Annotated in this window: 12 protein-coding genes, 2 tRNA genes and 1 pseudogene; 3 read left to right on the plus strand and 12 right to left on the minus strand. The window is 40.7% G+C overall.

Annotated features, from left to right (window positions below; translation table 11 throughout):
- Positions 1-60: 60 nt before the first annotated feature.
- From MiAbW_RS03045 to MiAbW_RS03085, 9 genes are all read right to left on the minus strand, one after another.
- A complete protein-coding gene (locus MiAbW_RS03045; RefSeq protein ID WP_151694878.1) occupies positions 61-2,631 on the minus strand; it encodes a DUF3536 domain-containing protein in 2,571 nt (856 codons plus the stop codon).
- 390 nt (positions 2,632-3,021) lie between these two features.
- Entirely contained in the window at positions 3,022-3,282 is a 261-nt protein-coding gene (locus tag MiAbW_RS03050; protein WP_002756268.1) for a Txe/YoeB family addiction module toxin, read from the minus strand.
- A complete protein-coding gene (locus MiAbW_RS03055; protein WP_151694879.1) occupies positions 3,263-3,517 on the minus strand; it encodes a hypothetical protein in 255 nt (84 codons plus the stop codon). The genes MiAbW_RS03050 and MiAbW_RS03055 overlap by 20 nt, the downstream gene beginning before the upstream one ends.
- Before the next feature lie 203 nt (positions 3,518-3,720).
- On the minus strand, positions 3,721-3,966 hold the full coding sequence (locus MiAbW_RS03060) for a DUF2442 domain-containing protein (RefSeq protein ID WP_036401527.1): 246 nt from the start codon (positions 3,964-3,966) through the stop codon (positions 3,721-3,723).
- Between the two features lie 4 nt (positions 3,967-3,970).
- On the minus strand, positions 3,971-4,219 hold the full coding sequence (locus tag MiAbW_RS03065) for a DUF4160 domain-containing protein (protein ID WP_002736965.1): 249 nt from the start codon (positions 4,217-4,219) through the stop codon (positions 3,971-3,973).
- A 289-nt stretch (positions 4,220-4,508) separates the two neighbouring features.
- Positions 4,509-5,537, minus strand: a complete 1,029-nt coding sequence (locus MiAbW_RS03070) for an adenine-specific methyltransferase EcoRI family protein (protein WP_151694880.1) — start codon at positions 5,535-5,537, stop codon at positions 4,509-4,511.
- Between the two features lie 39 nt (positions 5,538-5,576).
- A complete protein-coding gene (locus MiAbW_RS03075; protein ID WP_151694881.1) occupies positions 5,577-6,413 on the minus strand; it encodes an EcoRI family type II restriction endonuclease in 837 nt (278 codons plus the stop codon).
- Positions 6,414-6,520: 107 nt separating this feature from the next.
- Positions 6,521-6,853 (minus strand): antibiotic biosynthesis monooxygenase family protein, encoded by a 333-nt coding sequence (locus MiAbW_RS03080; protein ID WP_002798459.1) that lies wholly within the window; start codon positions 6,851-6,853, stop codon positions 6,521-6,523.
- Positions 6,854-7,214: 361 nt separating this feature from the next.
- Positions 7,215-7,688 (minus strand): hypothetical protein, encoded by a 474-nt coding sequence (locus tag MiAbW_RS03085; protein WP_151694882.1) that lies wholly within the window; start codon positions 7,686-7,688, stop codon positions 7,215-7,217.
- A 147-nt stretch (positions 7,689-7,835) separates the two neighbouring features.
- Here MiAbW_RS03085 and MiAbW_RS03090 point away from each other — a divergent pair.
- Positions 7,836-7,907, plus strand: a tRNA-Asn gene (locus MiAbW_RS03090).
- A gap of 52 nt (positions 7,908-7,959) precedes the next feature.
- Here the strand turns inward: MiAbW_RS03090 and MiAbW_RS03095 are convergent.
- Entirely contained in the window at positions 7,960-9,219 is a 1,260-nt protein-coding gene (locus tag MiAbW_RS03095; protein WP_151694883.1) for a M16 family metallopeptidase, read from the minus strand.
- 3 nt (positions 9,220-9,222) lie between these two features.
- Entirely contained in the window at positions 9,223-10,500 is a 1,278-nt protein-coding gene (locus MiAbW_RS03100; RefSeq protein ID WP_151694884.1) for a M16 family metallopeptidase, read from the minus strand.
- Between the two features lie 481 nt (positions 10,501-10,981).
- Between MiAbW_RS03100 and MiAbW_RS03105 the strand changes: the two genes are divergently transcribed.
- Together MiAbW_RS03105 and MiAbW_RS03110 are read left to right on the plus strand one after the other, a co-directional pair.
- Positions 10,982-11,761, plus strand: coding sequence for a pantothenate kinase (locus MiAbW_RS03105; protein ID WP_151694885.1), 780 nt, complete (start codon positions 10,982-10,984; stop codon positions 11,759-11,761).
- Between the two features lie 172 nt (positions 11,762-11,933).
- Positions 11,934-12,365: pseudogene (locus tag MiAbW_RS03110) on the plus strand (GtrA family protein); the annotation flags it as partial.
- Positions 12,366-12,883: 518 nt separating this feature from the next.
- On the opposite strand, the gene MiAbW_RS03115 reads toward MiAbW_RS03110, so the two are convergent.
- Positions 12,884-12,956, minus strand: a tRNA-Ala gene (locus MiAbW_RS03115).
- Positions 12,957-12,973: the final 17 nt, after the last annotated feature.

Here is a 12,973-nt window from a genome sequence, read left to right on the forward strand (position 1 = left end):
AATTATCGCCTAACCTACTTAATAATCAAAGGGTGAGCATTGCCCACCCTTTGACTGATTTTACAGCCAAATACTCACATCAACTTTTAACACCTGTCCTAATAGTAATAACCACTTTAATTGAGTCATCGGCCAGGGACAGGAAACATCTATTGAATTAGACCGCAAACAATTAGGAACCAGACGCTCGTGGAAATAATAATAGTATAATTCCTGAGAGCGATCGAGGGATAATCCTAGCTTTAATTGTTGGCTAACTTCAATTAAACGGGTGATTAAGCGGGCATCCTCCTCCGCCGTTAAAGGATCGCCATCGTGTAATAATTGCCAAAGAGATTGCCAGAGCAAACTTTCTAAGGTTTGACGCGCTTCGGGAATGTTTAATTGACAGTGTAAATGATTGGCTTCCTTAGCAATAGCCAATAATTGATCGAGATTATTTTCCGTCGCTTGCCGCTGCTCAAAATCTTTTTCTAGGGCATTAATCACCTGTAAACAACGGTGAGAAATGGCTATATCGGCCGCTACCTGTAACTCTTGAGGTACGGGAATCTCATCCCGTTGGAAAGCCGCTAAAATGCCGTAATTATCCCGATAAACTTGGGTGTATAATTGATCGAGACGTTTTTTAGTTTCGGCTGTCACCTTCTGCATGATCCGGTGTCTTTCATCGGCAAAAAGATGGGGTAAAGCAAAAAAGTTTTCTCCCAATCCGCGCCCCATTTCTACGATCATGGTCGAAACACTGGCCTGTTGTAAAGATTCAAAGAGATGATCCTTTAGATTGGTATAGATTAACCGACTGTTAAACGGTTGAATGCAGCAGTAAAAATCCCAACCTCCTAAATGTAGAACAGCAAAAACAAAATGTTCACTTTCTTGGGTAATTTCCGAGGTTAATTCCACCTGTCCCACCGCTAAAGTTAAAGACCCGATCGCTTGTTTTTGATAATCTAATTGACGGGTATTGTAACAATAAATCCGATGATGACTGGGATAATTGGTAAACAGGGAACTAATAGCGTAATGGGCTGCCACCTGTTCCAAATCGACCCGCGCAGAAGTGACCAATTGTCGATAGACATCGGCCCCATCTTGATATAACTTAACGTTACTGGGGGCGAAAGCTAGACGACTGAGGAAATTCATTTCTAATTGAATTCCAGCCACTTCTCCAGCTAATTCCAGGGATCGGCCAGCATATCTCAAAATTTGCGTACCTTCAGGTCGAGAAATTTCCTCAAAAAACCAGCCACAACTGGTAAACATCAATAAAGCCTGTCTTTGCATTTCTAACAAACGCAAAGCATCGATTTTCTCGCTTTTACTCAGGTGGCGACTTTGATGCAAAGCGAGGAAATGTTCGATCGCGTCTGGGGATCGATCTAAAATAACTGCAATGTAGTCATCCCTTGTCTGCCAAGGATCGCGGAAAAATTCCTGTCCTTGAATCTCATATACCTTAATTAACTCATCTCTGAGCCAATTTAGGGACTCCCGCAGGGGTTTACGCCATGTTTGCTGGTAATTTCCCCCTCCCCCGCAACCACAGTCATCCTGCCAACGATTTACGCCATGGACACAACTCCACGCGGTCACGGGTTTTAATTCCACTTCCCAAGTGGGGGGGCAAATACTGAGATAATGGGCAAAATTGGTGACTGTCCAGCCGTTTTTAGGGAAAGATTCCGTAAAAGCATAGCTAAGACACTTCTCTGTCCCCTGTTTGTGGTGGCCGAAGGTTTCCCCATCGGTAGCGACGCTGATTAACTGGGAGGGACGATGATCCCCTTTAATTGCCTGTCCCAGACGACCGACGAGAAAATCACTGCTGGCTAGGACATCATTAAAGCCCATATCGCGAGAAATTGGGCCATCGTAGAAGAAAATATCCAAATAACGACCATCGGGGATGTAACAGCGATAGGGACGGGTGGGATCGATTTGACCTCCGGCCACCGCGTGCCATTGGGGATGGGGATCATGGTCGCTAGGGAAAGGACGACAGCGCAGGGCCTGGGAAGGGGCTAAAATGGTGAATTTAATCCCTTCATCGATTAAAGCTGTCACTGTGGCTAAATCAATGGCTGTTTCCGCTAACCACATTCCTTCGGGATCACGGCCGAAACGATGCTGAAAATCGGCTTTTCCCCAGCGAATTTGGGTGTATTTGTCCTGTTTGTTGGCTAGGGGCAGAATGATATGATTATAGACCTGGGCGATGGCGTTACCATGACCGTTTAAGCGTTGACAACTTTTTCGGTCCGCTGTCAGGATGCGTTGATAAACTTCGGGATCATGGCATTGCATCCATGACATGAGGGTGGCCCCGATGTTAAAGCTGAGATATTCGTAGTTATTGACTATTTTGATCACTTCCCCCCGGTCATTGTAAATGCGCGCAAAAGCATTGGGACGATAACACTCGTGATGGATGCGTTCATTCCAATTATGGAAGGGATGGGCGCTCGGTTGCCGTTCAATTCTGTCTAGATAGGGATTTTCTCGCGGTGGTTGGTAAAAATGTCCGTGAACCGTGATATAAACTCCGTGAGCGGTTTTCAGGGGATCGACCCCCGTATCGGTATAGGAATAAAAGGTTGTAGAAGGATTTTCAACAAGATAAGTCATAGAAAGGCCTAGAAAATCGGTTTTTTTGAGCGAAAATAGCTGTAGAATGTAGCGACCTGATGTTTAAAAAAACTGAAAACCTGGCCGTTTTTCACGGCCCTGGGGTCACAATACCATGTTTTATTTTCCTAGCAAAGCTAAGGTTAACAATTCGCAACTTCTCTATACACAGCCCTAAGTAATACTAAATTTTGTTACAAAATCTAGCTTTTTCGGGTAGGCTGTTGACTATCTAGGGCTGACTGACCATCCTTTGCCATCAGCGTTCTACCCTAAGAGAGATGCGATCGCTCCTGCTGCTGCCCAAAAAGCGATCGCCATTTGCGTTCCTATCCCAAGCAATGGCAATTTTAAAGTTTAATCCACAAGATGACAGCGATTACATTGAGCCTAGTCATAATGAAATTTACAACTGATAATAACAATTTCTGTTTCTGTAATTTTATAAACTAAGCGATGTTCATCATTAATGCGTCTTGACCAATAACCCTTGAGTTGATGTTTTAAGGGTTCGGGTTTACCGATTCCAGAGAAAGGATGGCGCAATATGTCGTCAATTAAATCAACTATTTTTTTATAGAGTTTTTTGTCTTCTATAGCCCATTCATTGAATTGTTTAAAAGCTTTTGGATCAAATACTATATTTTTCACGCCATTCTTTTACAGTAATTATCACTAAGTTTTCTTTCTTTTCTATTCTGTCAATAGCTTCGGATAATTCACGCTGATTGGCTTCTGTTGAAAGAAGATATTCGGTTGTATCGGGTTCAGGATCAGATACTAAAATAATGATATCCACATCTGTTCCTTCTTCTAGTTCCGCAGAATAAAGCTCTATTTTTCCTTCTCTGCCAACAATTCCTTTCTGTTTAATCGCTCTAATCATGATTTTTTCTCTTAAGATGTCAAACAATTATGGCTATTATATCAAAATCAGCATGAGTTAGAACTGATGACAAGAAAAGCGATCGCCATTACCCAAAAATTGATCCTTCCCAAAACGATCGCCCTTGGCGTTCCTATCCCAAGCAATGGCAGTTTTAAAGTTTAATCAAGAAGATAACGGCGATCGCACTACAAAATCGGCAATCATAGTTCAATTCCATTGATCCAAATTTCATACTCGCTTATATCAACTTCATCATTCCAAATGATTCCGCTACCTGATGGATCAAGTTGAAAGTTTTTAAAGAAAGCATAGTTTTTAAGGGAAGAAAACATCGTTTTTTCTAGTAGATTTTCACAGTTATATTTTCTAGATTGATGATTAGAAAAATGCACCAATAGAGTATAATTTTCAATGATTTCGGCTGATGTTATTTTGGGATAAAGCATTGTTTTATTTCAAAGGTGGTAATTTATTAAATTCTTGAGTGTTCCACATTTTCAATAATTCTGATTGATAGATTGTTGCCCATTCTACAACCATTTTTGTGGCTCTATTAGGTAAGTCTCCTTCAATGATTTCTAAGGTTTCCAGATTAAATAGGGCGTTATATTCTCCATAAATCGCATGAAAATGGGGAGGTGGATGATCGGCAAAAAAGATTTTAATGATAATTCCATAAAATCGAGTAATTTCTGGCATAAATCTATTTTTATAAGTCTTGCTTTATGACAAAAATATTATAACAAAGCTTGTTGGGTTTTGTTACCTCGACCTAAACGACAAGATCAGCAATCGCACTCCTTATCCCCAAAGAGCGATCGCCGTTGGCGTTCCTATCCCAAGCAATGGCAGTTTTAAAGTTTAATCAAGAAGATAACGGCGATCGCACTAGGTTCTTCGGCATCCCACTGACAGCTGCCATCAATGTGCATGGTGCGTTCCCCAAAAGCGATCGCTTTGTAGTAGGACTTGCATTAGGGAACGCACCCTAGGACTGAGTTATACATTGTTTTTCTTTGTCAGTTAAATCAATATATTCAGTTTGTATTCGTTTATTCTTGATTAGTATTCTAAAATAAGGACATTTCCCATTTACTGATAAATCTTTATCATCATTCCCTTTCCTGAATTTAATTATTTCAAATTGGTCGGGATTGAATTTATGTAAAAATGTTATTGGTACACCCATAACCCCCTTGAAGTCTAAAGGAATGTCTTGGGTTTTATTGACATTAATTCCATCATAATTGTCATATTTTGGATATGCTTCCTCATTGCCAAAATATCTTTTTGTGAGAGCTATATCTTGGTGTCGTTTTGATGTGTCTAAGTTTGTTAACCATAAACAATTATTTGGAGAAACTATTCTATTTCCAGAATTGTCAATACGAGCCTCTGTTCCATAAAGTTGATATTGTTCGGGAACAATGAAACCAGAAATACCTCTACCAAGATTTATTCCTAACCAGGCTTTGTTTTCTTTAATTAGTTTGAAAATTTCTTTATAGGTTATTGCATTAATATTGCCAATTATCAAAAACTTTTTGTCATATTTAACTAATTGAGCTACATATTCTCTGAATAATGAAAATGGCGGATTAGTAACAATAATATCAGACTTTTTTAATAGTTCAATACTTTCAGGACTACGAAAATCTCCATCCCCATTAAAGTAAATAATGTCAGTGGAAATAGGTTTATTTTTTTCTCTATCTGTACCTGTATATTCAAAGAAAAAACCCTTTTCATCTTCTTCTGTATTAAATAAATCTCTCACTTGTTCTCGATAACAAGATGTTATTATTTTTTTTAGACCTAACTTTTTGAAGTTTGCAGCAAAATACTTAAAAAAGTTACTAATTCTGGGGTCATCGCAATTGCAATAAACTACTTTATTTTCAAAATGACTTTTATAATGTTGCAACTCACTTTCTATATCTGAAAGTTGTGTATAAAACTCGTCACTTTTTAGTTTTTTAGCATTTTGCAATAATTTATTTGTCGCATTTCTTACCATGTTCAACCTTTTTTGATTTAATAAATGTTTTGTTTTTAGTTATTTACTTTTGGTTATCTGATTAAATATTTCACTGCCTAATACTTGAAGAGAGGTTTTAGAAATTTCAAGCATAATATCAAACATTTTTTTGATATCCCATTTTTCTCCATTCCCTTGTGTGTATATAGAAGTTGCTTGAAGCATTATGGTTTTATCTTTATGTTTGACAAACTTATTCTTACACAAATTGATATTAATTGGCATTCCATAATTTGCAGAAGTTAATCGATCTAATCTATTTAACATTCCTGAATTATATTCGAGCGTTACAACCCTTCCATCGGGTATTTTAATTGAAATATTTTCTGTTAAAAAATTTGAGCCTTCAAGAAATAAGACATAAGGAAAATGAGATTCATATAACATCAAATTAGCGATTTCAGATATGTTTTTATGCGACCTTTCTATTGCATTACCAGCAGCCATCAAGTCTTGATTATTATTCTTACCTACCAGTTTACCGTTTTTGATATTTTCAATGTCTTTTCCTTGACGTTTAGCTTCCGAGACTAAAACGATTCTCCAATTACCGTTATCGTCTTTTACTTCTATTATTCCACCATCAGGTCTAATACTTGAATCTGATACAAAAAGGGTTTGCCCTAATTCTGGGTCAACTTTCTTTAATGCTTCGTTTATTTCTTCTTTTTTTATACTTCTTTTGTATTGAAAAGATAATTGAGGAAACTCCTTTTTAAGTTGGTCAATAACAAGATGTGAAATTTCTCCAACTATTGTTTCGTGTGATTTTGCTTCAGCCCCAAATATACCAGCTACACCTTTAGACTCTTTATGTTGATTCGTTAATCTTTTCGATTGATTTTTTTTAGACATAATGTATCTTTTCCTTACTTAAACTTTCTGCTTTCTGCTACGGGTAATGTATGTATAACGTTGGCAATCAGCGGCTCGCAACCTTGGACGATCCACACCGCCCGATTTTATCGCGAGTCCGCTGCATTGCGTTGTTCGCCGATGGGAGAATCGTCAATCCGGTAGTGCTCTACGGACAGCTTTCTTCCGAAAGCCTCCATACCGGCGGGAATCACTGGTGTGTTCCATTCCGGCCCTGCGAAGGCGACCAAAGCATCTTCGTCGCGCCATCGGGTGATCATGGAATACGTGTTGGGCGCCCATCGAGTAGGCATCCCAATCTCGCACGAAAGATTGCCGGGGGCTCGCGTGACTGCATCGACGGACAGGGATCGAAACCCGGCCTCAAAAGCGGAACGGGTTGATGGATCAATCTCGACACGAAAGATGCGAAGAATCATGGCTGGTTGGCGAACTACATATTATACAGAAACTTTCTGTCTAACACTCTCCAGAGTAACGATAGGTGGAAACTTTGGGCATATTCCCCCATTTTACTGCAATCGCCGGAACTTTTCCCCATATTATACCCAAGAGCGTATTAGCCAGATTAAACAACGTCTTTTAAGTGGATTCCTAACAACAAGCTCAAATAAAATCGACTTTTCGGGAAGTGTAGCACTAATTCTTCAATCCACCCCACAATTACCTAATTTTCGGGGAAAAAGTGCCTAAATTTTGCCACCGGCTGGCACTTTTTGAGGACAAAAAGCCTAAAAGTCTTATCCCACAAGGGTTTTAGCTCTATTCAGCCAACCCTATTTAATGGTGTACTTGCAAATGAAGGACATAATGACCTAAAATCAGGTTATCTGACCATAATTCGTACTCTAGACGCAAATATTCGGGGAGATTATTCCCCTCTAATTTGAGACTACGGGTATAGTTGCGGATGCGAAAAGCGTAACCCGGTTGAGGACTTTCGGCATTTAACCAGTAGCGACTGACACCAAAAACCCCTTGCTCCCAAAAATGACGATAGGCGAATCTTCCCTGGCCCTGCATGGTCATAATTACCCGATTAGCTGAAATTTCTAGCCAAATTAATTTATTTTGCTTATTTTCAGGTTTGAGTGTCTCTATTTCTGCGAGAGCGACTGGTGGTTGATTGAGGAGAAGATGAAACCGGTGGCGATCCTTTTGGTAGAGGGTAGCGGCAGTGTCTAAAGTGGAGAGGATGGGTAGATCTGTCGAGAGCAGACAGAAGGAAACGGGACGGCGGTGATGGGCAAGCATAGACTAGACTTAATGGTGTCCTTAACTCCACAATAGTCGATTCTCCGCCCACCGCTGCTGGCACTGGAAATTTTTTTGAGAAAAAATCCAGAAAGCACTTGCATTATTGAGGGACTTATGATTATAATTATTAATTGTGAGTAGCCTTCCTCGGTAGCTCAGTGGTAGAGCGGTCGGCTGTTAACCGATTGGTCGTAGGTTCGAATCCCACCCGGGGAGTTAATCAAAAATAGCAGCGGCAATAGTTTTTTGTTGCTGCTTTTTGCTCTGACTAGAGAATTTCAGCGATCGCATTTTCTGGACCGACTAGAGAAATGTAAGGATTTTGAAAATATTTACTGGCTACCGATCGCGCTTGTTCGGCAGTAATCTGATTAATAGAATCCGGGAAAGTGCGATCAAATTCAATCCCCAAACCTAAGCTTTCATACCAACCGTATAATTGAGCGATTTCGGCGTTAGTTTGTTTACCGAGAGCATATTGACCCAATAACTTATTTTTAGCTGACTGTAACTCCTCCTCACTCAAAGTTACTTTATATAACCTTTCTGCTTCCTGACGCAATCCCGCCACGGCCATCGCTGTGTTTTGGGGTGCAGTTCCCATATAAATGACAAATTGGGAAGAATCGAGACGGGTGGGATAAAAAGCGGAAACATCGTAGGCTAATCCCCGTTTTTCTCGCAATTCCACGAATAAACGACTAGATAACCCATTCCCCAGATAGGTACTCAATAATTTTAAAACGGCATAATCATCCTCTTGTACAGAAGAGCCGGGGTATCCTAACATAACGATCGCCTGTTGACTAGCTTGGACGGTAGTTAAACAGGTGGGCTGAAAATCAAAAGCGGCCGGGGGTAAACTAGATAAAGGAAGATCGGGAATTGACCAACTGCCAAAAATTTCCGTTACTGCTTTTACTGCTTGCTCTAGGGTAATACGGCCAGAAAGACTAATTACCAAGTTATCAGGACGGAAAAAGCGACTATGATAGGCCAGCAGATCATCCCGTCGCAATTGCGAAACCGTTGCCTCCGTACCCAATAAAGACATACCATAGGGATGATCCGGGTACATAGCGGCGCGTAATTGATTAAAAGCCACATTAAAAGGCTGTTCCAATTGAGAGCGAATGCTTTGACGGGTGAGATTTTTCTCTAATTCGATTTCTGGAGTGGGAAAACTGGGAAAACGAATAATTTCCGCCGCTAGACGCAATATATCTAAAAAATCCTTTGTAACAGTCTTTAAACTAACCACAAAATAATCGGTCCCTGTGTCGGCGCTTAAACCGGCCCCCGTGGACTCAATGCGATCGGCAATTTCTAGGGAAGATAACTTTTCTGTACCTTTGGTGAGCAGCACGGCTAAAAGACGAAATAAACCCGCTTTTTCGTTTTTTTCCCAACGAGTACCCGCATTTTTGAGAAAAATCCTCCCTGCAACTAACTCCACGGCCGTATTTTCCACCACTAAAAGGGTGATGCCATTTTCTAAGGTTAAGCGGTGAATGGGGGAAGCGGACATGGTTTATTCACAGGGTTGCATTATTGTAATAGCATATCGCTCCGGGGAGAGATACTGACGAGCGAGACGCTGTAGATCTGACGGTTGCAAACTTTGGATAACTTGGGGATAGATCGTTGCTAGGTCGGCAGCTCTCAGGGTTTGATAATATCCATAGAGTCCGGCTAATTGGCCTGGGGTTTCTGTGGAGAAAATATAATCGTTAGCTAATAACTGTTGAGTGCGGTGTAATTCTGCGGGGGTGACGGGATGATCGTGCAGACGTTGGAGATGTTCACAGATAATAGCTTCAATTGCCGCGGTTTGTGAGCTAGATAGCCAAGCGCCGATGGTAAAGAGACTGGAATCTCGTTGCAGGGAAAAATTGCTGTTAATATCGAGGACGATTTGCGCTTCTTCCCGCAGCTGTCGCACTAACCGCGAACAGCGTCCCCCGGCAAGAATTACCGAAAGCAAGTCTAATCCAAAGGCATCTTCTAGGCGATCGCATCCCGGTCCAATCCATCCCATCAAGAGACGAGAATGTTCTAGGTGGGGTAAATATACTTGGGAACGACGAATTTCGATCAGAGGGGGTTCGGCAACCACTAGATGGGGAGGGGATTCCGAGGGGACGGGAAATTCCCGAAAAGATTGCCGGATAATTTCTAAAGCTGGTTGGGGTTCAATTCCCCCGATAATCGCCACACACATATTTTCTGGTTGATAATAGGTGCGATGGAAACAGCGCATTTGGTTGGGGGTTAATTGCTCTAAACGGGGTTCATCACCTAAAATAGAGCGTCCGTAGGGATGGTTTTGATAGATGCTTCCGCAGAGGGTTTGGTAGGCAATCCAATCGGGATCATCATAACAGGCCCGTAATTCTTCTAAAACTACATCTTTTTCCCGATAGAATTCCTCATCGTCAATCTCGGCATTCAGAAGAATTTCTGCTAAATGGGGTAAGGTATGTTCAATTTGATCCGCACTGGTGGTGAGATAGAAGTGCGCGTAATCGTGACTGGTGGCAGCGTTGGTCATTCCGCCACAATTTTCGATTAAATAGTCGAAGAGTCCGGGGGGAAGTTTTTTTGTCCCCTTAAAGATCATGTGTTCGAGAAAATGGGCCATACCTAACCATGAGTCGGGTTCAGCGATCGCACCTGCTTTCACCCACACATCCACCACCACCACAGGAGTCACGGGTAAATACTGATGAATTACGGTTAATCCGTGATCTAATTGCCATACCTGAGCGGGAAAAGAACTTGTTTGACACTGCGCTATCGACTTGATCAATGTCCGTTAACCAGATTTTTTGTTAAATTCTATACATAGGTTATCTTATCTCTTGCCTGCTCAACCATTAAAAAACTTTTGTCATGATTTCTAGATAATTCCCCCGAATATCAGCCTTATCAGTGATCAGTTATTCAGTGATCAGATGTGAGTTTTTAGTGAATAGCATGACAGCCTTTCTCGTAAAGGTGAAGCACAAGCTGATCATTGCTAATCAAGTATTTCAGATGTAACAACGAAGCTCATGTATCTGGGAAAAGCTGTAAGTGATACTAAATCTGGTTATTAAAGACTGATTATCTATTGCTTCTATTGCCTATTGCAAGAGTGCCTATTGCCTGTCCTGATATGTAGCCTATACTCAACGGATTTAGTATGAGAAGTATTAAATGGCATTAACAGTGCTGTCTTTTCACTGATTACTGATTACTGATTACTGATTACTGTTCACTGTTCACTGAAAATACTTCCCACTAACTAAATGACTGAGCAAGATACTGACTGGATAGGGTTGATGATCGGCAATTCTCGGCTACATTGGGGGTATTTTCGCGGTCAAACCCTGTTAGCTTGTCTCGATACTCCCCACCTGACCGAACCCCTAAGTGATGAATTTTTGCAACAAATTTTCCCTAAACTCTTGACAAATAAATGCAGTTGTGCATTGGCTGTCGCTTCTGTGGTTCCTAGCCAAAGGGAATTATGGGCAAATTATGGCAATTTACGGATAATTACTTTAAAAGATATTCCTTTATTGGATTTATATGCAACATTCGGCATCGATCGAGCTTTAGCTGTCTTAGGTGCGGGGAAAAAATACGGATTTCCCTGTTTAGTCATCGATGCGGGAACAGCCTTAACTTTTACGGGAGTGGATAGGGATAAAAAGCTAGTGGGGGGGGCAATTTTACCCGGGTTAAAGGTGCAATTAGCCAGTTTAAGGGAACGGACGGCAGCCTTACCAGAGGTGTCCTTATCGGCAATATTACCCCAGATGTGGGCAAAAGAAACAGCAGAAGGGATAAGAAGTGGGATAATTTATACAATTTTGGCGGGAATAGAAAAATTTAGTCTGGAATGGTTAAATTTATATCCAGAGAGCGGGATAATTTTAACAGGGGGGGATGGAGACTTAATTAGGGATTACTGGCAAGAAAACGCCATTAAAGCGCTTCTAGTGGATAAGACGATCATTTTTGACGGAATTGCCGCAGTTAAGGGAATCTCCTCCTGTTTAATTGACAAAGGCGAACATATATAGTAAAGTCAGGGAAAGTTTTCTCAACTTGGGAAATTTCTCAACAACTAGGCAAAAAATTCAGGATATAGTTATGGCGATCATTCTAGTAACTGGTTCTGCTGGTTCACAATGATGTTATTAATAGCAATATTGACCTAGAAAAGCTAAACCAGAGCATATTTTACTGTACTATATGTTAACTAAAATCTACAACAATAAAATTGTCCGATTTCTCATTGCTGGGGGAGTGGCATTTTTAATTAACTTATTCTTAATTTATTGGTTCATTGATGACTTGGGATTTAATACACCTTGGCTCGAAAATGTGGCCAACGTCATCTCTATAGAAATATCTTTAATTGCTAGTTTCTTTATTTATAGAATCTGGGTGTGGACTGGGGGCGATTGGACAATTAGAGATGTGATTTTGATACAACTTCCTCTCTATCATCTCTCGGCAGGTTTAGCAGTTTTACTGCGAGTTTTCTTGATATTTCCCTTCTTAAATTGGTTAGGAATTAGCCCAGGAGTTAATACAATGATTGGGGTTTTAGTGGGGGCGAGTATTAACTATGTCGCCAGTGATAGTCTAGTTTTTAAACCCAAGAATAAGAGTAATGAGACATGAGACAGAAATGTACTGTGTGGCTAATGACAATAGCCAAGATAACACCGAAGCAGTTCTGCAAAAAATGGCTCTCCTAGACTGGTTATAGCAAATTATAGCGTTTCCTGTTCGCAAGAGGTACATTATCGATGTTGAAAAGTCTGATCAGCAAAGGTTTAAGTGTGCCACTCAGGTGTGAGAACCGCTATAGTAGTTTAAATCAGCCTAAACCCTTAAATAGTCTGGAATCCAACAAAGCAAAAAGCTGTTTTTATTAAAATTGCTTTTTTGAATTCTGGTGAGCCTTACTTGCCAAGGCTTGTGTGGATTATTTTCTGCTGATATATCATAACTACTCGCTTAAGAGCCCAAAAAATCAACCAAGAAAATCCTCGGATTCGCCACATCAGTAACTATTATCCCAACGGTTTTGGTTTTGCGGTGCGCTGTGGATTGGACAATTTTAGCTTTTGGGAAGTTGACAGTGGTTCATAATCTTTCTTGAACCTTAAAAAGCGGTTAATATCTCTGAAAAATGGAGAATAGGGAACTCGAATCCCTGACCTCTGCGGTGCGATCGCAGCGCTCTACCAACTGAGCTAATTCCCCATATATAGACCATAATA

Origin of the sequence: Microcystis aeruginosa NIES-4325 (assembly GCF_008974145.1) — a bacterium.
GTDB classification, from domain to species: domain Bacteria; phylum Cyanobacteriota; class Cyanobacteriia; order Cyanobacteriales; family Microcystaceae; genus Microcystis; species Microcystis aeruginosa_G.

Coding starts and splice junctions, on each gene's coding strand:
- MiAbW_RS03045 (WP_151694878.1), bottom strand. CDS start 2,631: ATGACTTATCTTGTTGAAAATCCTTCTACAACCTTTTATTCCTATACC.
- MiAbW_RS03055 (WP_151694879.1), bottom strand. CDS start 3,517: ATGATTAGAGCGATTAAACAGAAAGGAATTGTTGGCAGAGAAGGAAAA.
- MiAbW_RS03060 (WP_036401527.1), bottom strand. CDS start 3,966: ATGCTTTATCCCAAAATAACATCAGCCGAAATCATTGAAAATTATACT.
- MiAbW_RS03065 (WP_002736965.1), bottom strand. CDS start 4,219: ATGCCAGAAATTACTCGATTTTATGGAATTATCATTAAAATCTTTTTT.
- MiAbW_RS03070 (WP_151694880.1), bottom strand. CDS start 5,537: ATGGTAAGAAATGCGACAAATAAATTATTGCAAAATGCTAAAAAACTA.
- MiAbW_RS03075 (WP_151694881.1), bottom strand. CDS start 6,413: ATGTCTAAAAAAAATCAATCGAAAAGATTAACGAATCAACATAAAGAG.
- MiAbW_RS03080 (WP_002798459.1), bottom strand. CDS start 6,853: ATGATTCTTCGCATCTTTCGTGTCGAGATTGATCCATCAACCCGTTCC.
- MiAbW_RS03085 (WP_151694882.1), bottom strand. CDS start 7,688: ATGCTTGCCCATCACCGCCGTCCCGTTTCCTTCTGTCTGCTCTCGACA.
- MiAbW_RS03095 (WP_151694883.1), bottom strand. CDS start 9,219: ATGTCCGCTTCCCCCATTCACCGCTTAACCTTAGAAAATGGCATCACC.
- MiAbW_RS03105 (WP_151694885.1), top strand. CDS start 10,982: ATGACTGAGCAAGATACTGACTGGATAGGGTTGATGATCGGCAATTCT.